This is a genomic window from Parasphingorhabdus sp., assembly GCF_965233695.1.
In the GTDB taxonomy this organism is placed as follows: Bacteria; Pseudomonadota; Alphaproteobacteria; order Sphingomonadales; family Sphingomonadaceae; genus Parasphingorhabdus.
The window spans coordinates 1,048,707-1,073,768 of record NZ_OZ247497.1 but is presented as its reverse complement, the minus strand read 5'-3'; the positions used below and the strand labels follow the sequence as shown (position 1 = coordinate 1,073,768).

Annotated in this window: 29 protein-coding genes and 1 tRNA gene; 16 read left to right on the top strand and 14 right to left on the bottom strand. The window is 53.4% G+C overall.

Features of this window, described 5'->3' with window-relative positions:
- Positions 1-8: 8 nt before the first annotated feature.
- Both ACO6S1_RS04990 and ACO6S1_RS04985 read right to left on the bottom strand, forming a co-directional pair.
- On the bottom strand, positions 9-683 hold the full coding sequence (locus tag ACO6S1_RS04990; protein WP_422345224.1) for an HAD family hydrolase: 675 nt from the start codon (positions 681-683) through the stop codon (positions 9-11).
- Positions 680-967, bottom strand: a complete 288-nt coding sequence (locus tag ACO6S1_RS04985) for a DUF3572 domain-containing protein (RefSeq protein ID WP_422345223.1) — start codon at positions 965-967, stop codon at positions 680-682. The genes ACO6S1_RS04990 and ACO6S1_RS04985 overlap by 4 nt, the downstream gene beginning before the upstream one ends.
- A gap of 53 nt (positions 968-1,020) precedes the next feature.
- On the opposite strand from ACO6S1_RS04985, the gene ACO6S1_RS04980 reads away from it, so the two are divergent.
- Positions 1,021-1,389, top strand: coding sequence for a response regulator (locus tag ACO6S1_RS04980; protein ID WP_422345222.1), 369 nt, complete (start codon positions 1,021-1,023; stop codon positions 1,387-1,389).
- Positions 1,390-1,419: 30 nt separating this feature from the next.
- On the opposite strand, the gene rpmG is transcribed toward ACO6S1_RS04980, so the two are convergent.
- The gene (rpmG, locus tag ACO6S1_RS04975) at positions 1,420-1,587 is read right to left on the bottom strand and encodes a 50S ribosomal protein L33 (protein ID WP_066741431.1); all 168 of its coding nucleotides are present in this window, start codon (positions 1,585-1,587) and stop codon (positions 1,420-1,422) included.
- 206 nt (positions 1,588-1,793) lie between these two features.
- On the opposite strand from rpmG, the gene ACO6S1_RS04970 reads away from it, so the two are divergent.
- The 3 genes from ACO6S1_RS04970 to ACO6S1_RS04960 all read left to right on the top strand — a co-directional run bounded on the left by ACO6S1_RS04970 (position 1,794) and on the right by ACO6S1_RS04960 (position 3,305).
- Complete coding sequence (locus tag ACO6S1_RS04970; protein WP_422345221.1) at positions 1,794-2,129, top strand: hypothetical protein; 336 nt, start codon at positions 1,794-1,796, stop codon at positions 2,127-2,129.
- 11 nt (positions 2,130-2,140) lie between these two features.
- Entirely contained in the window at positions 2,141-2,707 is a 567-nt protein-coding gene (locus tag ACO6S1_RS04965) for a TMEM165/GDT1 family protein (protein WP_422345220.1), read from the top strand.
- Positions 2,708-2,840: 133 nt separating this feature from the next.
- Positions 2,841-3,305 (top strand): Dps family protein, encoded by a 465-nt coding sequence (locus tag ACO6S1_RS04960; protein WP_422345219.1) that lies wholly within the window; start codon positions 2,841-2,843, stop codon positions 3,303-3,305.
- A 122-nt stretch (positions 3,306-3,427) separates the two neighbouring features.
- Here ACO6S1_RS04960 and ACO6S1_RS04955 read toward each other — a convergent pair whose 3' ends face one another.
- Together ACO6S1_RS04955 and ACO6S1_RS04950 are read right to left on the bottom strand one after the other, a co-directional pair.
- Complete coding sequence (locus tag ACO6S1_RS04955) at positions 3,428-4,105, bottom strand: cold-shock protein (RefSeq protein WP_422345218.1); 678 nt, start codon at positions 4,103-4,105, stop codon at positions 3,428-3,430.
- Positions 4,106-4,293: 188 nt separating this feature from the next.
- Entirely contained in the window at positions 4,294-4,656 is a 363-nt protein-coding gene (locus ACO6S1_RS04950; protein ID WP_422345217.1) for a DUF4870 family protein, read from the bottom strand.
- Between the two features lie 145 nt (positions 4,657-4,801).
- On the opposite strand from ACO6S1_RS04950, the gene ACO6S1_RS04945 reads away from it, so the two are divergent.
- The 5 genes from ACO6S1_RS04945 (at position 4,802) to rpoN (ending at position 9,218) form a co-directional block, all read left to right on the top strand.
- Positions 4,802-5,419, top strand: a complete 618-nt coding sequence (locus ACO6S1_RS04945; protein ID WP_422345216.1) for a ribonuclease D — start codon at positions 4,802-4,804, stop codon at positions 5,417-5,419.
- Positions 5,420-5,476: 57 nt separating this feature from the next.
- Positions 5,477-6,121 carry an LPS export ABC transporter periplasmic protein LptC gene (gene lptC, locus ACO6S1_RS04940; RefSeq protein WP_422345215.1) on the top strand — a complete coding sequence of 215 codons (645 nt, stop codon included), beginning with the start codon at positions 5,477-5,479 and terminating at the stop codon, positions 6,119-6,121.
- Positions 6,122-6,124: 3 nt separating this feature from the next.
- Positions 6,125-6,670 (top strand): LptA/OstA family protein, encoded by a 546-nt coding sequence (locus tag ACO6S1_RS04935; protein ID WP_422346137.1) that lies wholly within the window; start codon positions 6,125-6,127, stop codon positions 6,668-6,670.
- A 237-nt stretch (positions 6,671-6,907) separates the two neighbouring features.
- Positions 6,908-7,678 (top strand): LPS export ABC transporter ATP-binding protein, encoded by a 771-nt coding sequence (lptB, locus tag ACO6S1_RS04930; RefSeq protein WP_422346136.1) that lies wholly within the window; start codon positions 6,908-6,910, stop codon positions 7,676-7,678.
- A gap of 19 nt (positions 7,679-7,697) precedes the next feature.
- Entirely contained in the window at positions 7,698-9,218 is a 1,521-nt protein-coding gene (gene rpoN / locus ACO6S1_RS04925; RefSeq protein WP_422345214.1) for an RNA polymerase factor sigma-54, read from the top strand.
- Here rpoN and ACO6S1_RS04920 read toward each other — a convergent pair.
- The 6 genes from ACO6S1_RS04920 to ACO6S1_RS04895 all read right to left on the bottom strand — a co-directional run bounded on the left by ACO6S1_RS04920 (position 9,215) and on the right by ACO6S1_RS04895 (position 14,704).
- Complete coding sequence (locus tag ACO6S1_RS04920) at positions 9,215-9,754, bottom strand: GNAT family N-acetyltransferase (protein ID WP_422345213.1); 540 nt, start codon at positions 9,752-9,754, stop codon at positions 9,215-9,217. The two genes, rpoN and ACO6S1_RS04920, sit on opposite strands and share 4 nt — an antisense overlap.
- Before the next feature lie 5 nt (positions 9,755-9,759).
- Complete coding sequence (locus ACO6S1_RS04915; RefSeq protein ID WP_422345212.1) at positions 9,760-9,975, bottom strand: DUF5818 domain-containing protein; 216 nt, start codon at positions 9,973-9,975, stop codon at positions 9,760-9,762.
- A gap of 14 nt (positions 9,976-9,989) precedes the next feature.
- Positions 9,990-10,961, bottom strand: a complete 972-nt coding sequence (locus tag ACO6S1_RS04910) for an oxidoreductase (protein WP_422345211.1) — start codon at positions 10,959-10,961, stop codon at positions 9,990-9,992.
- A gap of 142 nt (positions 10,962-11,103) precedes the next feature.
- Positions 11,104-12,225 (bottom strand): alanine dehydrogenase, encoded by a 1,122-nt coding sequence (ald, locus tag ACO6S1_RS04905; RefSeq protein ID WP_422345210.1) that lies wholly within the window; start codon positions 12,223-12,225, stop codon positions 11,104-11,106.
- Positions 12,226-12,314: 89 nt separating this feature from the next.
- Positions 12,315-13,322 (bottom strand): peptidylprolyl isomerase, encoded by a 1,008-nt coding sequence (locus ACO6S1_RS04900; RefSeq protein WP_422345209.1) that lies wholly within the window; start codon positions 13,320-13,322, stop codon positions 12,315-12,317.
- Between the two features lie 272 nt (positions 13,323-13,594).
- Complete coding sequence (locus ACO6S1_RS04895; RefSeq protein ID WP_422345208.1) at positions 13,595-14,704, bottom strand: peptidylprolyl isomerase; 1,110 nt, start codon at positions 14,702-14,704, stop codon at positions 13,595-13,597.
- Between the two features lie 107 nt (positions 14,705-14,811).
- Here ACO6S1_RS04895 and ACO6S1_RS04890 point away from each other — a divergent pair.
- Positions 14,812-14,899: transfer RNA gene (locus tag ACO6S1_RS04890), tRNA-Ser, on the top strand.
- Positions 14,900-15,166: 267 nt separating this feature from the next.
- The gene (locus ACO6S1_RS04885) at positions 15,167-15,820 is read left to right on the top strand and encodes a manganese efflux pump MntP family protein (protein ID WP_422345207.1); all 654 of its coding nucleotides are present in this window, start codon (positions 15,167-15,169) and stop codon (positions 15,818-15,820) included.
- Between the two features lie 129 nt (positions 15,821-15,949).
- Here the strand turns inward: ACO6S1_RS04885 and ACO6S1_RS04880 are convergent, their stop codons facing one another.
- From ACO6S1_RS04880 to ACO6S1_RS04870, 3 genes are all read right to left on the bottom strand, one after another.
- Complete coding sequence (locus ACO6S1_RS04880; protein ID WP_422345206.1) at positions 15,950-16,723, bottom strand: anti-sigma factor family protein; 774 nt, start codon at positions 16,721-16,723, stop codon at positions 15,950-15,952.
- The gene (locus ACO6S1_RS04875) at positions 16,720-17,223 is read right to left on the bottom strand and encodes an RNA polymerase sigma factor (RefSeq protein WP_422345205.1); all 504 of its coding nucleotides are present in this window, start codon (positions 17,221-17,223) and stop codon (positions 16,720-16,722) included. The genes ACO6S1_RS04880 and ACO6S1_RS04875 overlap by 4 nt, the downstream gene beginning before the upstream one ends.
- 78 nt (positions 17,224-17,301) lie before the next feature.
- Positions 17,302-17,643 carry a PilZ domain-containing protein gene (locus ACO6S1_RS04870; protein WP_422345204.1) on the bottom strand — a complete coding sequence of 114 codons (342 nt, stop codon included), beginning with the start codon at positions 17,641-17,643 and terminating at the stop codon, positions 17,302-17,304.
- A 246-nt stretch (positions 17,644-17,889) separates the two neighbouring features.
- On the opposite strand from ACO6S1_RS04870, the gene ACO6S1_RS04865 reads away from it, so the two are divergent.
- The 5 genes from ACO6S1_RS04865 to ACO6S1_RS04845 all read left to right on the top strand — a co-directional run bounded on the left by ACO6S1_RS04865 (position 17,890) and on the right by ACO6S1_RS04845 (position 24,950).
- Positions 17,890-19,851: a S8 family serine peptidase gene (locus ACO6S1_RS04865; protein WP_422345203.1), complete on the top strand. Its 1,962-nt coding sequence runs from the start codon at positions 17,890-17,892 to the stop codon at positions 19,849-19,851.
- A gap of 101 nt (positions 19,852-19,952) precedes the next feature.
- Positions 19,953-21,302, top strand: coding sequence for a tetratricopeptide repeat protein (locus ACO6S1_RS04860; protein WP_422345202.1), 1,350 nt, complete (start codon positions 19,953-19,955; stop codon positions 21,300-21,302).
- Positions 21,303-21,326: 24 nt separating this feature from the next.
- Positions 21,327-23,147: a glycosyltransferase gene (locus tag ACO6S1_RS04855; RefSeq protein ID WP_422345201.1), complete on the top strand. Its 1,821-nt coding sequence runs from the start codon at positions 21,327-21,329 to the stop codon at positions 23,145-23,147.
- Positions 23,148-23,231: 84 nt separating this feature from the next.
- Positions 23,232-23,858, top strand: a complete 627-nt coding sequence (locus tag ACO6S1_RS04850) for a hypothetical protein (RefSeq protein ID WP_422345200.1) — start codon at positions 23,232-23,234, stop codon at positions 23,856-23,858.
- Positions 23,859-23,984: 126 nt separating this feature from the next.
- Positions 23,985-24,950, top strand: coding sequence for a surface lipoprotein assembly modifier (locus tag ACO6S1_RS04845; RefSeq protein ID WP_422345199.1), 966 nt, complete (start codon positions 23,985-23,987; stop codon positions 24,948-24,950).
- Positions 24,951-25,062: the final 112 nt, after the last annotated feature.

Below are 25,062 nucleotides of genomic sequence, written 5' to 3'. Positions count from 1 at the left end.
TGAATCAATCATGTCTTGGCAAACTGGTCAAGCACTTCTGGCGGCAAATCAATAGCGGGTGCCGTCTGGCCGGCCTCGAACTTATCGGTGATCCAGCCCAATGCTTCGGACCACAGGTCGATCCGGTCATGAGCAGCGGGATTGGCCTTGATATGTTTGGCGAGGATCGGTTCACCAACCATATGAAGGCGCCAGACGTCCGGGGCATATTTGGCAACGCTGCTATGTTGGTAGCCGAGATCATCGACAAAGACAGTTACACTGGGATTGTGATCAGCCACGATCTGCGCCAGCGGTTCGCCTTTGCCGCCCTGGTTACAATAGACCGGAAAATCGATTCCGACGGCGCGAAGTTGCTCAGCGCGAGCGTCACGGCGATCGTCAAGCAAGTTGGTCAGGATGACGACATCAGCGGTCTCCGCAAGCTTGTTTATCGCCCCTACGGCACCATCAATCGCGCCTTGACGGTGCATTTCTCCATCAAAAAATTCCTTGAGCATCGGCCACACAGCATCCTGTGGGACCAAAGTGCCATCATGTTTATGGCGTAGCGCGTCAACAAAACTACCGGATTCCAGATCGAAATGGATATGCTTGTCTGCATCGAGCCATTCCCTGAACGGCACAACCATATGCAGCAAAACTTCGTCGCAGTCGCTTATCAAAAGCGGCTTCTGGCTCATGTAAAATCTCCGGGATTGTTCAAATAATGTGCAGCTGCCGCCAGTTTTTCAGGTGGAATACCGATTGATTCTGCGCAGGCAATCAAGTCGGGTTCATGATTGGCAAGGAATCCCAGTAGCGACGACAGCATCGCCGGATCTTCCAAACCGGAGCGCAATTCTCGGGGATCAAGACCGGTCAAGGCCAGCAGTCGCTGAGCACGGTCTTCATCTTGCAACACCCAGCCAAGGGCCTGAAGTGCCCAAATTTCAGATTCTGCAGAGATATTGCTGTTTGTTTCCATTTCGGCTTTCGCCTAAAGGGTTAACAGGGCGTTTGGAAGGGGCAAGTCATCTCGTGGCAAAAAGAGTTTTAGTGGTCGAGGATAACGAGCTGAACCTGAAACTGTTCTGCGACCTGCTGCGTGCGCATGGTTTTGTGGTCGAACCGGTCAAGGATGGGCGGGAGGTACTCGAAAAGGCACGCAGTTTTGTACCCAATCTGGTGATCATGGATATTCAATTGCCTCATATCAGCGGGCTGGAACTGATTGAGCAGATCAAGAAAGACGTCCAGCTCAAGATCATCCCGATCATGGCCGTGACGGCCTATGCAGGCAAAGGTGACGAAGACCGGATTCTGAGTGCCGGAGCAGAGGCCTATGTTTCAAAGCCCATATCGGTGGCGAAATTCATCGAATCGGTACAGAGTGTTCTGCAACGCTGAGGCCGATTTCAATTTTCAGTAAAAAGCGGTTTACTTGATCTTCGCTTCTTTGAACTCAACATGCTTGCGCACGACGGGATCATATTTGCGCTGCACCATTTTTTCGGTGAGATTGCGCGGGTTTTTACGGGTTACGTAGAAAAAGCCGGTATCCGCCGTGCTGACGAGTTTGATTTTTACATTGGCTGGTTTCGCCATGGCGCATTCCTTAAAAGCAATTTTCTGAAAAAGCGGCCTGTCCAATGATCCGGCGCAATCCGCTGTAATTGAGCGCGCTAATGCTGAAATTGACGGTGATTGTCAAGAAAAAGCGGAGGCAGCACGTGGCCACAACTGTTCAACCCATATTTACGGCCCTTTAACCATATTTTTGCATGGTGTTCCGGTAACTTGGGACGGAGTCTATGGATCACGATCAAAATATGCTGGTGCAAGCCGAAATGCTGGCTCTTTTGGAAGGCATGCCGCCTTCTCTGGTGGAGAAACACCCGGTGCAGTTTTTAATGCATCTTGATCAGGTGCGGCAGAAGGCTGCGCAACATCATCTTTCGGCGCTTCATGACCTCAGCTGTGCCTGCGAGGCTGCATTGCAACAGGCCTTGCAAAGCGGATCGGGCGTGGTTGTCGCGGAGTCCTATCTTGGCGCGATGCAAGAGGCGCTGACATGCGGACCGATCAGCGGTGCGATGTCCGAAGCCTTAATGGCGAATGTGGCGCTACGGCTTGGCGGACAGCCCTAGCGACCGCTCTTGTGGATGCTTTTTTAACCTCATTATTTGCTCTGTTTTTGGCGGAAATTGGTGATCGGCCGCAAATATTATGCGCGGCTCTCGCCATCCGTTATGGACGGGTCGCGCCGATAATCTGGGGGCTGGGATTGGCGACATCGCTCAATTGCCTGATCTCTTCACTCGGTGGCTCAGCTGTTAATGGCTGGATTAGCGAGGAGCCATTACGGCTCTTTTATGCTCTTTCGCTGCTTTTTGCAGGTATCGGTATGGTAGCATGGCGGCGGCCTGTCGATTTGCTGGACAAATGGACCTTGGGGCCTTTTTGGACATCGTTTCTGGGTCTTTTCATCCTGCAGTTCGGAGACAAGGGTCAATTCATATTGGCGGCAACGGCTGCGCGAACCGACGCCTGGGCATTCGCCGCGACGGGAGGTTGGATAGGGGTGATGCTGGCTTGTGTGCCCGCTTTAATATTGCACGAAAAACTGGCCGAATTGTTGCCGATAACGGTTATTCGGAACACGGGCGGAGTCCTGTTCCTAATGATTGGCGCATTGTTGGCGCTGAGCGCATGGGGCATGTTATAAAGTCGCCCAATCGATTTAATAGCGATACACATATTGATAAAAGCGATTATTCAAACCCGTGTTTTGCGTTGGCTTTGCAGCGGCCGACAGCTTATTTTCTTCTCATAACGCAGAATTAGCGATGGAGATTGATATGACATCAGGTGACAATGCAAGAAAAGCACTGGCGAATTCATTAAATACGGTTTTGGCGGACAGTTTCGCTCTTTATTTCAAAACCAAAAATTTCCACTGGCACGTATCCGGCCCGCATTTTCGCGACTATCATCTCATGTTTGATGAGCAGGCCACGCAGATATTGATGACGACAGACATGATTGCCGAGCGCGTTCGAAAAATTGGTCAACGGACCCTGACATCAATCGGTGATGTATCCAAGCATCAGAATATCGCCGACAACGATGCCGAGAATTTATCCGCCGATCAGATGCTTAGCGAGTTGCGTGAGAATAATCTGATGCTGGTGAACCAATTGCGAGCGGCCAAGGCGCTGGCTGGTGAAGCAGGTGACAATGCGACAGATGGCATGATTGACGATTGGACTGACCAGGCAGAACAACGCGCATGGTTTCTGCTGGAAAGCGCAAAGAACGGCTGATCCAAATTGTGGAATGAACAAAGGGGTCAACGTATATGCTTTCCGTTGGCCCCCTTTTATGCGGTCTGTAGGCAAAAAAATAGCGGACTTTCGCCCGCTAAATTTTATCATGTCAGCTGATATTATTTGGAAACCAAGTTCACTGCTGCGGTTTTTCCACGGCGATCAACTTCCAGTTCAAATTCCAGCTTGTCGCCTTCTTCCAGTCCGCTCATACCAGCGCGTTCCACGGCTGAAATATGAACAAATGCATCAGGCTGACCATCATCACGCTGGATGAAGCCAAAACCTTTCATGCTGTTGAAGAACTTGACCGTACCTGTCGCTTTCTCACCGGTTAGCTCTCGCTGTGGCGGTCCGCCGCGCTCTTCGCGCGCTGCGGGTTCAGCCACTTCGATTAAATCGCCTTCGATCTGAATATCAGAAGCAGAGACTTTGCCGCCACGATCAACCAGAGAGAAACGCAAGCCTTGTCCCTCAGCGAGACCCTTGAGGCCAGCGCGTTCCACCTGGCTGATATGTACGAATACATCTTCGCCGCCTGCATCTTGTACAATGAAGCCAAAGCCCTTCTGGGCGTTGAAAAATTTTACCTTGCCGGTGCTCTCTCCAACAACCTGATCAGGCATTCCGCCGCCGGAGCCACCGCTGCGCTGCCCGCCACCGCTATAGCCTGTATCTGGCCGCGTATATCTTTCTACTGGAGGACCGCTATCACCTTGATATCCGTCAAAATTCTCGTCACCAAAGCTATCACGCTTATCCCGGCCTCTGCCACGCCGGTTTCTATCAAAACCCATTCTTGAATCGTCTTTCACTTCGTCCGATAAATCAAATCCAATGTCGAAGCGGACGATGGCCCGAGCATTGTTTCACGCGAATCCCGATATTGCGCAGTGTAACCATATAGAAAAACCATGGCTTATGCGAATAAAAATCCGCACAAGGTTAATTTCCAATATATTTTGTTTGCCTTCGATAAATCGAACTAGAACAACCAGGTCTTCGGGTCGGCAATAGGTTCCTGTTTTTGCGCTTTCAATAAGGCCATGATCGAACGGACCAGAACCCAAACCGCCAGCGCAATCAACAAAGGTATTCCGATCAGAACAATGGACAGGATAATACCTATTACGCTGCCGATCAGACCGATCACAAAAGTCATGATATGAAACTGCAAATGGCTTTCTTCCCAAGTGCCCGCAACCTCGTCTTTCCAGACAAAGGCCAATATAACGCCGACTATACCGGTTACACCGACAAAAAAGCTGGCGATATATAACAACGATATGATCGTGGCCTTGTTCATGTCGAAACCACTTGATGTCGGCTGCGGTGTTTGATCTGTCATCTTGCTTTTCCCCTCTTTTTCCGATGCAAACTGTCTTTGTACTGCAATCTAATTCTTGCTGTTTAACCCGTGCTGCGGCACATACCATAGTTATGAAAATATTTTTTAGATTATTTGCGAACCCTGTGTCGCGGAGCGAAGCTTAATGGCAGTATTTTTTCACGAAGAAGATCTGCCGGCAGATGCCTTGGCTGATGGCCCGGTTGCGGTCGATACCGAGACAATGGGCCTGCAAACCTTACGAGACAGGTTGTGCTTGCTTCAGATATCGGACGGCAATGGCGATGAGCATCTGGTACGATTTGGTCCAGGAAGCGACTATGCTGCGCCCAATCTCAAGCAGATACTGGCTGATCCGGCGCGGACGAAGCTCTATCATTTCGCGCGGTTCGATCTTGCTGCCATCGAACATTATATGGGCGTGATGGCAGAGCCCGTTTTCTGCACCAAAATCGCTTCCCGACTGATCCGCACTTATACCGACCGCCATGGTTTGAAAGAGCTGGTCAGGGAATTGCTAGGACAGGATATATCCAAACAACAACAATCCAGTGACTGGGGTGGTCCGGAGTTGAGCGAGGCGCAGCGCGACTATGCGGCATCAGATGTACGATTTCTCCACCGGTTGAAAGATGAACTGGAAATCCGGCTGGAAAGGGAAGGGCGCACCGCCATGGCGCAGGCCTGTTTTGACTTTTTACCGCATCGGGCTCGCCTGGATATCGCTGGCTGGCCCGAGACAGATATATTCGCCCACGCCTGAGACGGCATGAGATTAAACCTTCATAGATTCCGGACAATAGCCAAGATATAACCAAACATGACCGCTACAACCGAACATATCAAAACCAAACGCCAGCAATTTGCGTCACCCGGCGGAAGCCATGATCGCAATATCCGGTTTTTGCGCGTTCTGTTGCCTCTAGGTGTCGGTGTCTTGGGCGCCCTATTGGCACTGGCACCCTTTACAATGAGCGGGGAGCTTAGCTTTGTGCTCGACAAGAATAGCGTAGATGTAGCGAAAGAGCGGATGCGCGTGACCGAAGCGCTTTATCGCGGTGAAGACAGTCAGGGCCGCCCTTTTTCAATAAAGGCGGGATCGGCTGTCCAGAAAAGTTCACGTGAACCGGTGGTGCAGCTGAAAGACCTGTCGGCGCGCATCCTGTTAAATGATGGACCTGCGCAGATCCGTGCGGGAGCTGGTCGCTATGATATGGATCGCGAGGACGTCAAAATTCCCGGAACGGTGCAAGTGGAAAGCGCGGGCGGCTATCGTTTGACGACAAATAATGTGACGGTGGATTTGAAAAGCCGCACATTGAAGAGTGATGCCCCGGTGGAAGGGCGAACCAATATCGGAACATTCCGGGCGGACAGCCTGAAGGCCGATATGTCTGAACGCACGGTTACGCTTGATGGTAACGCAAAGTTGCGTATCGTACAAAACGGATTAAGAGGCGGATAGATGATGAAACGATCCCTTTTTGCTGCCTCTGCCGGGGCGCTGATCGCTGTCGCGGCGGCCTTCACGATTGCAGGTCCGGCACCTGCGCAAGTTTTCGGTGGCCATAATAGCAATGCGCCGGTCAATTTCGATGCGGGACGGATTGAAGTGCAGGACCGGGCAGACAGGGTGGTGCTTTCGGGTGCAGTGCGGGTAGAACAAGCGGGACTGGTTCTGAATTCTGCGCGAATGACAGTTGCCTATCGTAACACAGGCGGTATCGAAGTTGACCGGATCGACGCCTCCGGCGGCGTGACTATTCGCAAGGGCGGCGATACTGCGTCGGGGAATGTCGCGATTTACGACTTGAACCGTCGGCTTATCACCCTTGTTGGCAATGTAACGCTGACTCAAGGGACGAACCGGTTGTCGGGCGGCCGAGTGATCATCGATCTCGCATCCGGCAGGTCAACAATAGACGGTCGATCAGCCGGTGGAGCGGTTCCAGGAACGCAAAACTCCAATGGCCGTGTATCGGGCACTTTTACCGTACCACAACGGCCGGACTGAGCTCTCACCATTTTGCAATGATGTTTATTTTGGCATCCATCATGTTGTGGCGTCGCCCGTTGATCGGTGCAGAGCAACCTGGTAATTCCGCGAAAAAGAACCATTTTCGATCAATCATGCATAAAGCTTGCCAATTTCGAGTAAATTGGGCCATGTTGTTAACCATTGCACAATCCTATCGGGTACAAATAGGCCCATAGCAAAAGGATCAAGATGAACGACACGACCACATTTGAGATGGCTTCGGCGGGCGATCAGGGCTCTGCTATGGCCAGTGATGCCATGGAACATGGCCTTGCCGTTGTGTCGATCGCGAAAAGCTATGACAAGCGAGCTGTGCTGTCCGATGTCTCGCTATCGGTGGGGCGAGGGGAAGTGGTTGGACTGCTTGGCCCCAATGGCGCCGGCAAAACGACTTGCTTCTATTCCGTCATGGGTTTGGTCCGCCCGGATGCTGGCCGGATCATGCTGGACGGTGAAGATATCACGCCACTGCCAATGTATCGCCGGGCCATATTGGGTCTGGGCTATTTGCCCCAGGAGACATCGATTTTTCGCGGGATGACAGTGGAACAGAATATCCTAGCGGTACTGGAAATGGTTGAGAATGACAAAGTGGTGCGGGCGGAAACGCTGGACCGGCTGCTCGACGAATTCGGTCTTACAAAATTGCGTAGCTCGCCAGCCATGGCGTTGTCCGGCGGTGAACGGCGCCGCTGCGAAATTGCGCGCGCATTGGCGGCAGACCCTTCGATTATATTGCTGGACGAGCCGTTTGCGGGGATCGACCCCATTTCGATTTCCGATATCCGCGATCTGGTCGTGCAGCTCAAGAACCGCGGTATTGGCGTTTTGATCACCGATCATAATGTTCGCGAAACGCTCGATATTGTTGATCGGGCCTGCATCATTTATGATGGTCAGGTTTTGTTTGCAGGTAGTCCTGAAGCGTTGGTTAAAGATGAGAATGTCCGGCGGCTTTATCTCGGTGAGGGTTTTGCCCTATGACTAGGCGGAATAAAGCATAATGGCATTAGGGCCGCGTCTTGACTTAAGGCAGAGCCAGTCACTGGTGATGACGCCGCAATTGCAGCAGGCGATCAAGTTGCTGGCTTTATCCAATCTGGAGCTTGAAACCTATATTGCCGAAGAGATTGAGAAGAACCCCTTGCTCGAGACCGGTGACCTGAGCGCCGAAGCCAAAAGCAATGATGGCGACAATGGCGCTGATCTTCCGCCTGAACCGGGGTCTCAAGGCAGTGATGAGATTTTGTCCTCAGGTCCAGCGGAAGCGGAATCGAAGCTTGATATGGCGGGCGACGCGGACCAATTTTCGAATAACAGCTTGAGTGAAAGCGATGGCGCCCTGGACGGCGGCCTTGGTCTTAACGGTACCGGCAATTCCGGCAGCGGCGCTCTTGGGGGAGAAGCCCCGGATTTCGAGAATATGCTGGTCGCCGAAACGACGCTGGCGGAACATCTGATGGAGCAGGCGGGCGCGATATTGTCGGGTGCGGATTTGTTTATTGCCCAGCATCTTATCGATCAGATTGATGAATGCGGTTATTTGCAGGCCGATTTGCTCGAATTTGCGCACCGGCTGGGTGTGCAGCTTGATGATGTAAAGCGTATATTGGCCGAGGTGCAGAACCTGGAACCGGTGGGCGTAGGCGCGCGGGATCTGGCCGAATGCTTGGCGCTGCAGGCCAAGGAAGCGGATCGATATGATCCGGCGATGGCGCGGCTGATTGATAATCTCGACCTGCTGGCCAAAGGGGCCTTGCCACAATTGAAGCGCATATGCGGTGTGGATGATGAAGATCTGATGGACATGATATCGGAGATTCGCGCCTATGATCCCAAGCCCGGCTGCAAGATTGGCGGCGGTGATGTGCAGGCCGTTGTGCCGGACATTTTCATTGCCGAGCGCAGCGGAAAATGGCTGATTGAGATCAATAGCGCGACCTTGCCCAAAGTGCTGGTGAACCGCACCTATTTCACCGAGCTGAAAGACGGGGCGCAGGACAAGGCCTCGAAAGAGTGGCTTAATGACTGCATGGCTGACGCAAGCTGGCTGGTTAAAGCACTCGACCAGCGGCAGCGCACCATCATCAAGGTGGCCACCGAAATCGTGAAGCAACAGGAAAATTTCTTCCGCGAAGGGGTGGCGCATTTGCGGCCTTTGACGCTCAAAAATGTCGCAGACAAGATCGAGATGCATGAATCGACGGTTAGCCGGGTGACGTCCAACAAATATCTCTCCTGCTCTCGCGGCACGTTTGAGCTCAAATATTTCTTCACCAGCGGCATCCAGTCTTCAACCGGCGGCGAAGCGGCCTCGGCCGAAGCGGTGAAGAGCCACATCAAGGCGCTGATCGATAACGAGGATCCCAAGAAGATCCTCTCCGACGACAAGCTGGTCGCGCTGCTCAAGGACAAGGGCTTTGACATTGCCCGGCGGACGGTCGCCAAATATCGCGAAGCCCTGGGGCTTGGCAGTTCGGTACAGCGCCGCCGGCAAAAAGCCCTCGAGGGAAAAGCGGCTTAGGCGGTTTCAATCTCCTTCCGTAACACCACAAATTCCAGTTCCTGCGTCTTCGGCAGGCCATAGCGCGGGTCATCGAGCGGGAACGGGCGCCGCTCGCCGGTCAGGCCATATCCCCGCCGTTCATAATAGGCGATCAGATCGGCGCGCTGGCGGATGACGGTCATTTCTATCATCTGCGCCTGCCAGTTTTCGGCAACATAGTGTTCCGACGCATCCAGCAATTTCTTGCCCAGTCCGCCCGCTTGGCGGTCGGGGTCAACCGTCAGCAGGCCGAGATAGGCCACTCCCTCTTTGACGCGCATGAGTTGCACGCAACCGGCCATATCAGCACCGTCCATAGCGAGCAGGATGACCTGATTCTCATCCGCCAATATTTCCCGCAGAGCCGCCAAATCGGTTCTCTGCCCGCCCAGCAAATCGGCTTCGTGCGTCCAGCCGCGCTTGGCGCTGTCTCCGCGATAGGCGCTTTCCACCAGGGCATGCAGCGCCGGGAGGTCTTCAGCGCGCGCGGGCCGCATGGTCTCTTGCAAGCCCATGATCGTCAGCCGCTGTCCGCCAGTCGCACGCCTTCGGCTTCGATCTGGTCATCATGAATGAGCCGTCCGGTGACAATCACGCGTTTTTCCACTTCATCAATCGGCGTGCGGAGCAGCTCGAGCCGATAGCGCCGGCCATCATCGGATTGCAGCACAAACCCGCCATCATCGCGAACGAGCAAGCCGGAATATTCGGCGTCGCCCAGATGCTCATTCATCATGGCCGGGCCTCTCCTTACGCCGCAGCCAGCAATGTTTCGCTGAGCTCCCAGAGCCGTTCAGCATCGTCGTCATCGCACGCATGCGGCGCGACACAGCCAAAGGGCGGCGAATCTTCGTCCATTAACTGGGCAACATCGCAATCCTCGCAATAGAGGCCATGCTTGTCGTTCAGCAGCGGCGATGTTGCGGCCCACAGGCTGGTTGTGCAACCTTGCGTGGTTGATTTGAAACCATTTTTAGCCATTTCCGACGGCTCGCCATTTTCGTCCAGCCAGCCCAACGCGATCTGCTCTTCGACGGGCAAATGGCGTTGCAGCGGCGTGAAAATGCCGCCCGGATGCACGGAAAAGGCGCGTCCACCAAAACCTGCCATCCGCCGGCTGAGCGCATTGGCGAACAGGGCATTGGCACTCTTGGCCTGCGCATAGGAGGTCCATTTATGATATTCACTCTTCTCGAACTGAATATCATCCCACAATATGCCGTTGCGTTTGTGGGCAATCGAGGACAGCGCGACGACGCGCGGGGCTTCGGCTTTTTCGAGCAAGGGCATCAAGCCTTTGGTCAGGGCGAAATGTCCCATATGGTTGACGCCGAACTGGCTTTCCCAACCCGGACCGACGCGCTCCAATGGGCAGGCCATAATCCCCGCATTGTTGATCAGTAGGTCAAGCTGGCTGAGGCTGTTCACCATCGCATCGGCAAATTTCCGCACCGAGGCAATGTCCGACAAATCCATGGTGGCAGAAGAAACATCACCCGCCACGCCGGATAGGTTCTTCGCCGCCTTGGCTTCATCGCGCACCGGTACAATCACTTTCGCACCCTTGGCGGCCAGCGCCCGTGTGGTTTCCAGACCAATGCCGGAATAGCCGCCGGTGACAATTGCGATCTTGCCGGTCAGGTCAATGGCAGCCAGCACGTCTTGCGGTTCACTCTTCGCTGGAAAGCCGGAACCGAGGGGTTTCTGATCTGCTGCTGCCATATGGTGCTCCTTCTCTTGTGCTCCTGCGTAGGCAGGAGCCTATCTCCTGCGCGTCAAGATATTAACGACCTGGAGATGGACCGCGAAGCGAGTCACACGCCTCGCTTCGCCCTTCGCAGGGGAACAGCTCCGTAAAGTCCTTTTATGCCTTCAACCCCACTATCTCTGACACCGGCATATAATCATAGCCCAAATCTTCGGCCACCGCGCGATAGGTGACATGGCCGTTCCATACGTTGAGCCCCTCGGCGAGATGTGCATCATCGCGCAAAGCCGCCTCCCAACCCTTGTTCGCAATGGCAAGTGCATGGGGCAGGGTGACGTTATTGAGCGCATAGGTCGATGTCCGCGATACCGCGCCGGGCATGTTTGCCACGCAATAATGCACGACGTCATCGACCACATAAGTCGGGTCTTCATGGGTCGTCGCCTTGGACGTTTCAAAACAGCCGCCCTGATCAATGGCTACATCGCAGAGCACAGAACCGGGCCGCATGGTCGAGAGCATGTCGCGGGTCACCAGCTTCGGCGCTTCGGCCCCTGGGATCAGCACCGCGCCGATGACCAGATCCGCCTCAGCGACACATTCGGCCAGATTGGCCTTGTTCGAAAAACGCGTTTTGGCCCGCGATTCAAAATGGGTGCCGACCGATTCCAGCACATCCGGGTTGCGGTCCAATATGGTCACGTCCGCACCCAGACCAGCGGCCATTTGCGCGGCGTTAAAGCCAACGACGCCGCCGCCGATAATGGTCACCTTGCCCGGCGATACGCCCGGTACACCGCCCAGCAATATGCCGCGGCCGCCATGGGCTTTTTCCAGTGCGGTCGCGCCAGCCTGTATCGACATGCGTCCCGCGACCTGACTCATCGGTTTCAGCAATGGCAGGCCACCGGTGCCGGTGACGGTTTCATAGGCGATGCAAATGGCTTTGGATTTGACGAGATCGGCGGTCTGCTCCGGATCGGGGGCAAGGTGCAGATAGGTGAACAGAATCTGTCCCTCGCGCAGCATGGCCCGTTCGGCTGGCTGGGGTTCCTTGACCTTCACGACCATGTCGCATTTTTCAAATATCTCGGACGCCTTGGCGGCAATGGTTGCGCCCGCATCGACATATTCGGCATCCTCCGCGCCAATGCCCAGACCGGCGCCGGTTTCGACCAGCACATCATGGCCATGGGCGGATAGTTCCCGCACCGATTCCGGCGTCAACCCGACGCGATATTCATGGTTTTTCACTTCTTTCGGGGTACCGACACGCATGGGGAGGCTCCTGTTTTTTGCCGAGTCTTGCCCTCGTCCAATATCAGCAAAATATGACATGTGCGAGAGGGCTGCGTAATAAAGTTACATCATTCGGCAACTTTTCTTATCGGCACGGGAACGGTGCAGATATTGCCATAGCCGCCATGGGCTTCAATATATTGCAGCAGCGACGGGCTGTAACTGGCGAGATATTCATAGCGCGGCTGCTCGGCCAGAGGCAGTTCGCTCGCCAGACGCACCGAGGTGATCGGAATATGCTGTGACTTGTCGGCATAAAAGCCGCCTGCTGCCGTGCCAAGCGGCAGGTTGGTAACATGCTCCAGGCCATCAATCACTCGCCCGACCATGCCAAAGGTCATATCCAGGCTGCGCGCCGCTTCGCCCGTGATGATCGAGATTTCGGCGCCGGTGCCGGCATCGGGCGGATCATAATGGGCCGGCGATAATGACCCGCGGCAGGTGATCGGAAAGGCCTTGCCATCCTTGGTGCCAATCGGCCAGCCCGCGCCAAAGCCGACTTTCGCGCCATAGCTTTCATAGATCATCTTCATCAGCGGCCGGATTTCCGTGCCCTGATATTCATTGCTATAGGCAACGGCCGCATCCAACGCGGCCTGGTCCGTGGCGCGCTTTGCACCGAGCGCCGCGTTGAAATAGTCGCTCTCCGGCACTGTTTCGAGATTCTTGGGAACCTGCTTATTGTCGGGATTGCCACCAAATTGGGTGACGAAATCCTTGGAAACACGGTATATTTTCGTGCCATCCCACCAGCGCTGGGCGGCAAATTTACGGACATTGCGCACATGCGCGCCCGAAAGCTCGGCCGGGATCAGCTGGATCACCGCCTGCCGTTTGTTACCTTCCGCATCATCGGGCAGGGTGAAGATGATCAGGTCGCGCACCGGAATCGGCAACCAATGGTCGGCGGGCGCAGCGGCCAGCACCTCTTGCGGGGTTGGCGCGGGTTGTTCGATGGCGGGATCATCTTGATCTTGCGCGATGGCTGGGGCGATGGGCAGCAGGAAAGCCAAGAGGGCTGCGATGCTGCTGCGAAAGCAGGCGCCAGGCAATGCAAAATTTTGAAAATTATACATCAGGGTCACACAGGGTCACACCCCCCAAAGCGGAAAAATCTTTGCGCCCGGAAAGGGCTGAAAAAAGCGGGTCAGAGGCGGGCGGAGCAGGAAGGATTGATGAATGCGTCATGGGAGAAAGCTAGCCGATTTGACCCGATGTAGGAAAGGGGAAAATCATTTGGTCTGTGCTCCTGCGCAGGCAGGAGTCCATCTCCCGCCGATGCGGTTAAACGAGAGCGTCCGAGATGGGCCCCTGCCTGCGCAGGGGCACCAGCTTTTAGATTAAATCTTTATTCTCCCGCCTTCACCCGCCGCACCGGCACCGGGATGTTACAGATATCTGCGCCACCTGCCGGTTTGATAAAAAACGGATCGCGGCGATTGGCGCGGGCTTCGGCATATTGCGCAAAGGCTTTGCTGGCGGTGTCGAGATATTCAAACCGGGGTTGGTCCGTGGCGGGCAGGGCGGTGCCCAGCCGGATCGACTGGATCGGCACGCGTTTCTTGGGATCGGCATAGAAGCCCAGCTGCCCCTTGCCGCGCGGCAGGCTGGAGAGATGTTCGATGCCTTCGACTATCCGCCCGACCACAGCAATATTGCGATCCAGATGGCGTGGGGCATGACCGATGACGGTATAGAGTTCGGCGCCGGTGCCTGTATTGGGGGAGAGGTTGCGACCGACGCCAACCGCGCCGTAGCAGTGGACTGGCCAGAATTTTGTATTGCCCGTTTCGTCGTCGCGTTTGCCGGCTACGGGCCAGCCACTTGCGAAGGAGTTAATGTCAGAGTAGCGATCTGCCATTCGAGCCATGACAAAATTATTGACGTCTTGATCCGGGTCTCGGTCTTCTCCGAAGATATCCAAATGGCCGACATGGAGGCGTGCTATAGATATTGCAGTCTTGACAAAAGCGAGTTGTTGCTCGGTTGCATCCTCAAAACTTATTGGGCCTGGGTAATCGGGAAGTGTTGGAGTGGCATACTCACTCTCCGGCACCTCAACCAAACCCTCGGGCAAAGCCTTCTGCTCTACTTCTCCCGATTCCGGATTGTCGTATCCCGCATCGCCCCATTGCACGACATAATTGTCCTGCACCCGGTTGATGCTGGTGCCGTCCCAGAATTTCGCAGCAGCGAGTTTGCGGATATTGCCGATCCAGCCTTGCGAGAAAGGCGGCGGCATCAATTGGATGATCACGCGACGCGCTTCACCCTTCGCATCGGGGGCCAGATCCATGACCAGCAGGTCGCTGGCGGATATGGCTTGCCAGTCGCTCGCCGGGGCTGCGTCCACTATCGCATTGGGGCTGGGATGTTCCTTTTTTTCAGGTTCTTGCGCTGAAACAGATGAAAGCGCGAGCAGCGCGGCGAGGGGTGTGATCAGGATGTTTTTTCTCATCTGGCTACCCTAACCACAAGCAAGCTCTTGCGAAAGAGCGTTTCGCGCACTAGGGGAAGCGTCGCTGTCAGAGTTTCGACCAACCAGATGATTCTGATAAGCATTGCGGAGTCGTGGCAGAGTGGTCGATCGCGCACGCTTGGAAAGCGTGTATAGGGCAACCTATCGAGGGTTCGAATCCCTCCGACTCCGCCATCTATACTATCCCGGAAAGTCCCGTTTTGTCCCGTAAAGCAATGTAATTGCTTGCTTTTTTGGCTTGCGTGAATAGATGGAAGAAGATTGGGGCACTTTCAGATACTAGCCATAAGTAGTTTCTGTTGGAAGGACTTTACTCAGCGGTCCAAAGCCTAATCTTTGGCTTTGGCTAACATTGGCTATGTCGGATACCATTGTCAGACCTCATAGAAGTTTCCAATGTCTGCTTTCTGGATTTGGCTGAAAGCGAAAGAAGGTCTGAAATTGGGGCGCAAAGCGGACATTTGGACTGTTATTCGCAGTCCTTCAGCATCTGAATTTGTTGATTTCGGTGACAACTTATTCCAACGCGCAAGCATGGTAAGCATCTCCCTTATTTTGCTCTCCTTGGGTTTAGCGATGGACGCCTTCGCGGTTGCCGTCGCGCACGGCGCCTCGCATCGCTCAAACCATGTTACCGCTTTGCGGATGAGCTTTGTCTTTGGTGTGGCACAAGCAATAATGCCTTTACTGGGCTGGATTTTAGGAATAGCGTTTGCGGCCTTCGTGCAAGCAGCGGCCCACTGGATCGCGTTTGTCCTCTTGAGCATTCTGGGACTTCGGATGATCAAGGAAGGTTTTGACCGCAACACTGACAAAGCAATGAAAGACCTGTCTCTATGGCCTCTGCTGGTAGCTGGGATTGCAACAAGTATCGACGCTGCGGTTGCTGGCGTTACATTGCCAAGCTTTGGAGTACCGATTGTTATAGCCTGTGTGGTGATCGGTCTAACCACCTTTGTCCTGACCTACCCCGGCGTGTTTTTGGGCGCGCTTATCGGAGCCAGAATTGGCAAATGGGCAGAGGTTCTGGGGGGATTGATTTTGATCGGTCTTGGGATCAAAATATTTATGGCTCATCAAACTTTTGGTGTTTGATCAAATCCAGGCGTTCTTCACTCAATGCCGTGCCGGAAGATAATTATTCTACCCGCTAGTCCGTTACCGCCACAATCACGGTAGCAGAATATCTCGCCGTCACCACAGAGTGTTTGCTGGGAAGCCGTGTCATTTGCCTTCTGTCGTTCCCTGCCAGCGACTGGCGATCAATTTTTGTTCGCTGTCGCCATCAAGGGGTTCGCTCGCCATCATTTGGTCCACGGCTGCGCCAAATATTTCGCCTTCGGATGATGCCGTCGAATAGCCGCCATCATCATTGCCGAATGGTTGGCTTTCCGCAGCGATGCGCATCTGCCATTGATTCTGACCTTCACGGCAAGCAACTGCGCTTGTCGCACTTTTTTCGTTACCTACCAGAAATTCTCGGCAAAATTTGGAATCTGCATCCTGGAATGTAAGCCGGACCTCTGCCTTTTGTTTTTCATCCAAAGCTATCACTTTTCCGCTCGCATTTTTTTCGAGCACGGCAAACAACGGGTTTCCTGGCGTTATCATTGCCATTTCCAGGGGAGCATTGGCGCCGTTGCTGAAAGGCCCCAGCGCAGCGCCGCCGCCAAAACCAATCGCAAGGGCAATCGATGCAGCGAGCGGCAATGCCCACCGATTGGCAGAAGGTGTTCGTTCTTTTGGGGCAAAAGCGACAACATTTTCGTCACCCTCTACCTCTTTCGAGGGCTCCAGCAATTGGGCAATAGCTTCCGGTAACGGCTCATCATCGATCGAAGCCGCAACGGTGTTGATCATCTCGTCGGATCGTCGCAATTGAGCGAAGCGTTTTTTTGCTGCCGTGTCGGTGGTTAGCGCCTGTTCAACGCGCTCAAGATCATCGCCGGATAATTCGCCGTCCAGATAAGCGCTGAGCAGTTCATCTGATATAGTCAATGTACCGTCTCCCTGCCTTGATTTAGACTATCGGCAATTGCTGCCCGTGCGCGCGATAATCTGCTCATAACCGTACCCACCGGAATATTCTCCATCTCCGCCGCTTCCTTGTAGGAAAACCCTTCAACCGCAACGAGTGACAATATGGTGCGCTGTTCATCGGGAAGTTCGGCCATAATCGACTTTACTTCTTCCAGCGCGATATGATCATCGGCAATTTTCTGACCGTCTTGTCTGTTGTCCATTTCACCTATCTTGGATTCGGCCCACTGCCTGCGCACTTTGTTCGCACGCAACTGATCGAGCCAAATATTCTTGCAAACCCGAAAGGCCCATTTTCTTGTGTCGGCATCATCCGGCACATTTTTTTCCAGTAATCGGACAATTGTCTCTTGCAACAGGTCATAGGCGTCCTGCTTCTCCCCGGTGAGGGAAAAGGCAAAGCGGCGCAGGTTGTCCATTATGCCGCTTATTTCCTGTTTCAGTCGTTCTTGGTCCATTTTTACAGATGACGTATAGCCCAGTGTTTTTATTCCACCAGTAATGAGTTTTCATACGGCTTAGTTAATGTCTGGTGTTCACTCAGCCTGTTTTTTCAATGCGATATGCTCGAATATGGCAGAGTGGAGAGGCCTGTTGAAACGGCACCCATATTGATCATCATCTTTCCAGACAAATGTGGCATGAAGCGCTTCAAAGCCTGGAATCTTGAGCATCATTTTTTTCTCGATATTGAACTCAGTGTAACTTTTGAAACTGAAGCCGGTCTTGGATATATCGTGGATCGATACCGTTACGGCTTTGCTGTCGGTTTGCGTAACCTTCGCATTGATTTCTACTGATCGATTCGAGCCTGTTCCAGGGTTCTTTAATGGGAGGTTTTCTAAGCCTTCAGGGTTTTTGTTATTGTTTGTTTTCATTCTACCCTGCTGGAAATTGGGGATATTATCCAAAATTGAAATGGAGTTTATGATCAGATCGCACGATATCATCAACCGCCTTTTCAATCGGTTATGAAACTGACGTTCGGTCGTGCCATTTTATTCCCTCAAGATGGAATTTTTCCATCATTCGAACGTCTATATCAAGAAGAGTTGGCAGAACGGCGAGAAAATGCGAATATTGGGGTCTTACAAAGCGTTGTTCAAGCGAAGGAAGGAAGGCGGATGATCAGGCATAAGCTAATGCGACTGTTTGGTTGTTTGTTGTTGCCCGTAGCGGTGGTCACCGTGTCTTTTGACTATCAGGCTCATGCGCTGTTTCTAAAACCCGGTCCGGAAGATGATGTCGAAGATGATATTGAGGACGACATCGACGACAAGGTGGAAGACAAGATCGAGGACGATATCGAAGATGACATCGAGGATGATATTGAAGACGATATCGAAGACGACATTGAAGATGATATTGAGGATAAGGTTGAAGACGATATCGAGGATGACATTGAGGATAGATCATCTGGTAAGGTTGAAGACCGGATTGATGATCGAATTTCTGACCGCGTAAGCAATAGCGGCAAAGGCGGCAGGTCACGCGATAGCCGCAAAGCGGAAGACAGGGCCGCTAAAAGAGCCGAAGACCAGATTTCAAACAGCGGAAGTGGCAATCGGTTTCGAGACCGTTCAGACAAGAAAGCTGAAGACCGGATTGACGATGATGAACGTCTGGTACGCGTCCCCGGATTAGCCCAGCCGGTTAACGAGGCATTTTTTGATGATGCCGAACGGGCGCTGAAGGATGAGCGTCAGGCAGCGAGGCAGAATGCCAATCTCGAACGCAAGGCCGCACGCGATCTGGCGCGCGCCGAGCGCGACGCCGCCCTCGCTGCTGGCATCAAGGATGAAGATACCATTGAGGCAGAATATCGAGCGGCCATAGAGGCAGCCGATTTGGCGCGTGAAGAAGCCAAGGATCAGGCCGACGAAACATTTGAAATTGCGCGGGAAGAATTGCGCGAACAGGAAGATCAATATGAAGAAATAGCCGAAGGCGGTTCCTATTCAGGGGGGCTGCCGTCCAATTTCGATCCCGATATCGGTGCCAGCGAGGAACTGACCGGTATCGACAAAGATAGTGATGGCTTTGACATCGCTGCGGGAGAATGGCTGGTGCTATCTTCCGGTTCCGAACTCGACGCCATCGAACGGACAGGGTTTTCGGTACGTGCGCGCGAGGAACTGGCGATGCTTGGGCAGGTCATGGCACGGGTGGCTCCACCATCCGGTTGGTCAGTAGCACAGGGTGATGCCGCGCTCCGCCGTCTTGCACCAACGGCAGAAGTTGATTTCAATCATCTTTATGCGCCGCAACTCATTCGGGGCAAAGGACCGCGCGGGGTCAAACCGCTAGCTGCCATGCCGCTCAGCCGGGCACAACGCCGAACAGCAAAAAAAATCGGATTAATCGACACGTCGCTCGCTATGCAAACAACGGGACTGCAAGGCCGGAACATTATCGGCCGTGATTTTGTGCGCAGCCGCAATCGCAGACCAACAGGCCATGGAACGGCGGTCGCTTCGATATTGGCGGGGCAGAGACGCGACTATGCGGGGCTTATTCCCAATAGCAGGCTTTACGCGGCGTCAGCCTTTGAAATTCTACCTAAACGCGGCCAAACGGCAACGACGGCCAGTTTGGTGCGCGCACTCAACTGGATGGCCGCCAATGATGTAGGTATCGTCAATATGAGTCTGACCGGGCCGCGCAACAACATACTGCAAAAAGCAATCCGAAACCTAAGACAACGCGGTGTGGTGATTGTAGCGGCGGTGGGCAATGGTGGACCGTCGGCAAAGCCACTCTACCCAGCAGGCTATAGCGACGTTGTTTCAGTCACCGCCATCGACAAGAACCGACGGATATTTCGTCTTGCCAATCGAGGGCAATATCTCGATTTCGCGGCACCGGGCGTTAATATTTCTCATATCGCAGGCAACGGAAAGCTCGATAGTGCGTCAGGTACTTCAATCGCTGCACCATTTGCCGCAACGGCGCTTTTATTGTCGAGCGATAAAACCGGTCACATCAATGGATCAGCTTTACAAAAATTACGACTCAAAGCAGTTGATTTGGGCGCGCGTGGACACGACCCGATTTATGGCTACGGTTTGATCCGTCCGCTGCCATAAACCCTGCCTGCTGAACGACATTTTTAGAATAATTCAAAAATTTTTGGAATAAACAAGCACGCTGAGCCGTCCCCTTCACATCCAACCATGTGGAGGAAAAAATGCGACCAACATTTCAAACAGATTTATTCAATTCCAAAATTGTGGTGAGCGCTGCCGCTGCGGCATTGGCACTGGGCGTTTCAGCCCAGCCAGCATACGCACAGCCTGATCGTGCGGAAGCCGCTATGCAGGCAGGCAATGGGCCAGAAGCAGAGGCTGCACACAGCATTACGCTGCAAAGCGATCCCAACAATCTCAAAGCCCTTGTGGGACGCGGGACGGCCCGCGCCTGGCAGAAGAATTGGAGCGGCGCGATAAGCGACCTCAATCGGGCGCTCGCCATTGATCCGAGCAATCTCGAGGCTCGTGTAGCTTTGGGCTATGCTAACGCCTGGTCTGGACAATATGCGACTGCGGAAAGCAATTTCCAGCGCGCATTGGCGCTAGCGCCCGATAGTCAGAGCGCAAAAAAAGGTCTCGCCTATAGCGCCTATTGGGCAGGACGAAATGAAGATGCCGCACAGCAGTTTGAGAAGCTGGCTTATGAAATTCCGGATGATCCGGAACCGCTTGTCGGCGTGGGTATGGCCCGTCTTGCCAATGGCAATGCCGGGCGTGCTGCAAAGGCCTACAAATCGGCGCTGGCAATTGATTCTGCACGGGAAGATGCAAAAAAAGGCCTGACAGCCGCCTATGATTATCCAGCACTGGCTGAACTTTCGGTATGGGGCGGTACAACATCAGGCGGCGGCGATGCGGGCCTGCGTCTGGTTGAACTTGCGAGTTGGGTCACGCCCCGTACGCGTATCTGGGCCAAATATGACAATGGCCTCAGTCTCGACAATCCGGTTCTGGCGCGAACCGGAGCAAATGCCGAAACCTTCTATGGCGGTGTCTTGCAGCAGATCGGTGATAATTTTTTGGCTCTTGGCGAAATCGGATTTCGTAATCTGCCTGCCGGGCAAAATCAGGAAATCTACAAGGTCGAAGGTACCTACCTGTCTAAGCTCGGCGCAACCAAGGCGGGCGTACAAATCAGCCCGCACAGCGCCGGATTTACAGATCGACTTCTCTATGCCGGTCAAAATTTACGGCTCAACAAGAATCTCTCATTTGAACCCACAGTTTACCTGGCCCGCACGGGGGCGAGCCGGGATGATGAATGGCGTCTGGTCGGATACGGAGAATATAAGACAGACGACTATTCAATCGGCGTCGGAATTGGTGGAGGCAATGTCTCCAGCATAAATCCGCTCGCCGACGGCGGTGTCTTTGTCGCCTACGCCAATGCCTCCATCAGGGTTGGCGGCTGGCACCGCCTGCATTTCAATGTGACCCGTGAAGAAGCGCCGCTCAACAGCTTCACGCGCTTTCTTGCCGGAGTCACGTTCCGGCTTCCCAGAAATTAATCCCGGTATGCAGGAGAATAACTGATGTTTTTAAGCAAGGTACAGACGCTGGACGACTGTGAAGTGATCGCAGACGACATTGATGACATTCCAGTTGCGACGAATTCCGGAGCGATATGGCCTGCTCATGAACGCAAGCCGTGGATGTTTGCTTTCATCTTTGGTTGCTGGGTAGCCAGCCTTATCTGGTTCGGCCCTCGGCTGGTTGGACTGGTCGGCGCGGCAGAAGGTTTTTGGGCAACAGCGGCGCTCAGCTATTTCGCGGTTTTTACCACAATCGCTTGGCTCTACGGGCTGTATAATATCGGCGTTGTGCTTTTCTCCTGGATATACCGCAATTTCCTTCCCAAGCCGCCAGCACTGATGCTGCACGACACTCCGCCGGTTGCTATCCTGTATACTACCTGCAACGACTTTGTGCGTGAGAGCGTCGAAAGCTGCCTCGACCTGAGCTATCCGAATTACACATTGTACATTTTGGATGACGGAGATGATCCAGCAATTCGCGATAAAATTGACGCTTATGGAGAAGTCAATCCTGACTGGGTGAAGATTATCCGGCGTGAAAACCGCGTTGGCTACAAAGCGGGCAATCTCAACCATGCGCTCGCAAACCACGTATCCGAACCCTATTTCGCGGTCGTTGACGCCGACGAAATCGTACCGGCAAATTTCTTGGACAAACTGGTCCCTTATTTAATCAATGATCCAGATTGCGGCTTCGTACAGGCCAATCATCGCTGCGATGAAAATTCCAGCACGAAATTGCAGGAAGATATGCGCATTGGCATCGACGTGCACTGGAAATGGTATCAGCCTTTGCGCAACAAATTCGGTTTCGTCATGTTTTTGGGTCATGGGGCATTGCTACGCCGATCCTGCTGGGATGAAGTCGGCGGTTTTGACGAAATTGTCAGCGAAGATCTGGCCTATGCAATCTCTATCCGTGAGAAAGGCTATTATGGTATCTTTGCCGAAGATGTGATGTGCATCGAAGCCTTCCCGGAAAGTGTAAAGGCATTCCGTGTGCGTCATGTCAAATGGACGCGCGGGACATGTGAGTTCCTGCATAACTGGGCGGCAAAATTGTGGCGTTCACGTAATATCCCTCTCATTGAAAAACTGGATATTACCTTTCCAACGGCCAATCTTCCGCTGACGTTCTTCTTCTTCCTGTTCATGATCATCGCTGGGCTTGCCTTGCCATTCCTGATGGGTGCGAGCCGTGATTTGACCTGGGTGATCCTGGGCCAGGAAATCACAATGCCGGTGCGGGCAATGCCGGTGGAAATGACGCGCATTTTTACGATAGATTTTTTTGCGATCACCGTCATGACCCTGTTTGCGCCAATCCTGTGTTTTGTGCTCGAACATTGGCGTGAACCGATCCGACTGTTCCGTTTTCTGTCCAAAAGTACGGCGCTTTATGCGGCGCTTAGCCCACTATCTGCGCTCTGCGTTGTAGGCTATGCTCTGACCGGAAAAGCGCGTTTTCTGGTCACTGGTGACAAGTCCGAACAATCTGCCGCGAAAGCGCAAAACGGCAATCGCATCCACCGCTTCCTGTCCGAAACACATCCTGATGCTCGGCCATCATGGGTATTTGAAATGCTTGCAGGCATGATCTTTTTTGGTGCCGCTCTGATCAGTTTCCAGCCCGCCTTTGCAGGCATCGCTCTGGCTTTCTTCTTGCAACCGTTTCTGCACTATTATGGCTGGTCCAGGCCCTGGTTGCGGCGGCTGTCGATGTTGCCCTTCGTCCTGATCATCGGAAGCGTGATGCTGGGCGGGTTCAGCTTCTTTGGGCTGCAACCGGTATTCTTTGGCTTTGGCTTCCATTTTTAAGCTGGTGGAGGAGGCGCAAGAGTGAGGAATAAATACTCTCCTCAAACGTCTTCCAAATATCAGCAACAAGGAAAGAGAAGACAAATGGTACAGCTTATCGAAAGATCAATATTCATTGCCGGAATGGCGCTTGTAGTGGGCGGTGCAATGTATGCAGCGTCGGTCAGCGCAGAAACAAATGGCCTTATGATCGCCAGTCAGTCGTTCGGTTCTAATGATTTTGGTAGCGATGGCCTTAAACGGCGCGGCGACGGTTCGATCGATGACAGTCAACCGGGAACCAGACGCGGCGATGACGATATTGGCTCCGATGGTTTAAAACGCCGCGGAGATGGCAGCATAGATGACAGTCAGCCCGGCATACGCAACGGACGTGAAGATGTCAGGAGCGATGGCCTTAAACGGCGCGGTGATGGATCGATTGACGATAACAGCTTCGACCGTCGTGGTGGGCGTGACTATCGAGATGACATAGCTCGCGAATCCCGCCGTGCGGTGAAAGATGAGCAAAAAGCATCAAGGGAAGCTGCAAAAGAAGCGCGTAAAGCTGCCAAGGAAGCGGTTAAGGATGAACGCAAGGTCGTGCGCGAAGCGGCCAAAGAGGCGAGGAAAGCAGCGAAAGATGCCGCCAAAGACGCCCGCGATGCAGCTAAGGATGCGGCCAAAGACGCCAAAAAAGCTGCGAAAGAGGCGGCACGCGGACGGGGCTAGTCCGCGCACGGTCGCTGCGGGCCTGTCCCTTAGGGGCGGTTGGTGGGAACCTGCCGCCCCGACCAGTTAATGAAATATTTTGCATATTTGTGTATTGATAGTCAGTTACCAATTGGGGGTTTGTAAATGGGAAATTTTTTACCAATGAAGCTCGTTGCACCGGTGGCTATTGCAGCCAGTCTTTCAGTTTGCACCAGCACTGCAATTGCGCAGGATCGTGCGGGCGAAGAAGTCCCTCGTGAAAAACAGGACAAAGATAGTCCTTTTTCAGCCGAATTTTCCGTCGGCCTGGAATATGACAGCAATATCAATGTCGATGAAATCGACAATAATACCGGTTCAAATGATAAAGCCGCTGCTATCAACGCGGACCTGGAATATGACCTCGACCTGAGCAGCGATACGGTGCTCAGCCTGGGCTATAATTTCTCCCAAACCCTGCATGATGACTTCACCAATTTCGATTTGCAAACGCATTTTGTCTCGGCTGATTTGTCTCATGATTTTGGAGATGTGGAACCCGGCATAGCCTATCGCTTCATCCATTCGCGCCTGGGTGGTGACGGCTTTCTCACGATGCATCAAGTTTCGCCCTACGTGAGCGCTTTCCTAAGCGAGAAATTCTTCGCGCGGGCCGACTACACATATAGTGACAAGAATTTTCTGGGCCGTATTGACCGCGATGCCGAAAACCATGCCGGTGGTGTGGATTTCTACTACTTCGTGGATGGTGTCAAAACCTACTTCGTGGCGGGCTACAAATATGCCAACGAAAACGCCGTCGACCCACAATTTGACTATGATGCACATCAATTCAAGCTGCGCTTTTCGCAACGTTTCCCGGTCGGGTCACGCGATGCGGAGCTCAAACTTGGCTGGCGCTATGAAGCCCGTAATTATGACAATATCACGCCAGCAATCGGGGTGGCGCGCGATGATGATCGCCACCGTTTACAAGCGGAACTCGAAGTTCCAATCACCGATGTCTTTTTCGCCCGCGCAGAATATGAATATGGGGATTATTCGTCCAACCTGCCTACAGCAGATTATAGCCAGCACCTGTTGGGTGTACATCTGGGGGCGAAGTTCTAAATCTGCGTGCTTCGAACTCGCAACTTTATCAGCAGATACTGGGTGTGGGAGAAACTGTGGGATAATTTCTCGAACTGGCCGTCAATATCTATATTTACCAGATGGTTAGAAG

Excerpts from the sequence above, each read along its gene's own strand:
- lptC (WP_422345215.1), top strand. The coding sequence starts at position 5,477 with ATGACCGCTACAACCGAACATATCAAAACCAAACGCCAGCAATTTGCG.
- ald (WP_422345210.1), bottom strand. The coding sequence starts at position 12,225 with ATGCGTGTCGGTACCCCGAAAGAAGTGAAAAACCATGAATATCGCGTC.
- ACO6S1_RS04990 (WP_422345224.1), bottom strand. The coding sequence starts at position 683 with ATGAGCCAGAAGCCGCTTTTGATAAGCGACTGCGACGAAGTTTTGCTG.
- ACO6S1_RS04910 (WP_422345211.1), bottom strand. The coding sequence starts at position 10,961 with ATGGCAGCAGCAGATCAGAAACCCCTCGGTTCCGGCTTTCCAGCGAAG.
- ACO6S1_RS04920 (WP_422345213.1), bottom strand. The coding sequence starts at position 9,754 with ATGGGCTTGCAAGAGACCATGCGGCCCGCGCGCGCTGAAGACCTCCCG.
- ACO6S1_RS04865 (WP_422345203.1), top strand. The coding sequence starts at position 17,890 with ATGATCAGGCATAAGCTAATGCGACTGTTTGGTTGTTTGTTGTTGCCC.
- ACO6S1_RS04870 (WP_422345204.1), bottom strand. The coding sequence starts at position 17,643 with ATGAAAACAAACAATAACAAAAACCCTGAAGGCTTAGAAAACCTCCCA.
- ACO6S1_RS04985 (WP_422345223.1), bottom strand. The coding sequence starts at position 967 with ATGGAAACAAACAGCAATATCTCTGCAGAATCTGAAATTTGGGCACTT.
- ACO6S1_RS04850 (WP_422345200.1), top strand. The coding sequence starts at position 23,232 with ATGGTACAGCTTATCGAAAGATCAATATTCATTGCCGGAATGGCGCTT.
- ACO6S1_RS04845 (WP_422345199.1), top strand. The coding sequence starts at position 23,985 with ATGGGAAATTTTTTACCAATGAAGCTCGTTGCACCGGTGGCTATTGCA.
- ACO6S1_RS04955 (WP_422345218.1), bottom strand. The coding sequence starts at position 4,105 with ATGGGTTTTGATAGAAACCGGCGTGGCAGAGGCCGGGATAAGCGTGAT.
- ACO6S1_RS04945 (WP_422345216.1), top strand. The coding sequence starts at position 4,802 with ATGGCAGTATTTTTTCACGAAGAAGATCTGCCGGCAGATGCCTTGGCT.
- ACO6S1_RS04960 (WP_422345219.1), top strand. The coding sequence starts at position 2,841 with ATGACATCAGGTGACAATGCAAGAAAAGCACTGGCGAATTCATTAAAT.
- rpmG (WP_066741431.1), bottom strand. The coding sequence starts at position 1,587 with ATGGCGAAACCAGCCAATGTAAAAATCAAACTCGTCAGCACGGCGGAT.
- lptB (WP_422346136.1), top strand. The coding sequence starts at position 6,908 with ATGGCTTCGGCGGGCGATCAGGGCTCTGCTATGGCCAGTGATGCCATG.
- ACO6S1_RS04855 (WP_422345201.1), top strand. The coding sequence starts at position 21,327 with ATGTTTTTAAGCAAGGTACAGACGCTGGACGACTGTGAAGTGATCGCA.
- ACO6S1_RS04900 (WP_422345209.1), bottom strand. The coding sequence starts at position 13,322 with ATGTATAATTTTCAAAATTTTGCATTGCCTGGCGCCTGCTTTCGCAGC.
- ACO6S1_RS04950 (WP_422345217.1), bottom strand. The coding sequence starts at position 4,656 with ATGACAGATCAAACACCGCAGCCGACATCAAGTGGTTTCGACATGAAC.
- ACO6S1_RS04970 (WP_422345221.1), top strand. The coding sequence starts at position 1,794 with ATGGATCACGATCAAAATATGCTGGTGCAAGCCGAAATGCTGGCTCTT.
- ACO6S1_RS04875 (WP_422345205.1), bottom strand. The coding sequence starts at position 17,223 with ATGGACCAAGAACGACTGAAACAGGAAATAAGCGGCATAATGGACAAC.
- ACO6S1_RS04935 (WP_422346137.1), top strand. The coding sequence starts at position 6,125 with ATGAAACGATCCCTTTTTGCTGCCTCTGCCGGGGCGCTGATCGCTGTC.
- ACO6S1_RS04895 (WP_422345208.1), bottom strand. The coding sequence starts at position 14,704 with ATGAGAAAAAACATCCTGATCACACCCCTCGCCGCGCTGCTCGCGCTT.
- ACO6S1_RS04860 (WP_422345202.1), top strand. The coding sequence starts at position 19,953 with ATGCGACCAACATTTCAAACAGATTTATTCAATTCCAAAATTGTGGTG.
- ACO6S1_RS04915 (WP_422345212.1), bottom strand. The coding sequence starts at position 9,975 with ATGATGAATGAGCATCTGGGCGACGCCGAATATTCCGGCTTGCTCGTT.
- rpoN (WP_422345214.1), top strand. The coding sequence starts at position 7,698 with ATGGCATTAGGGCCGCGTCTTGACTTAAGGCAGAGCCAGTCACTGGTG.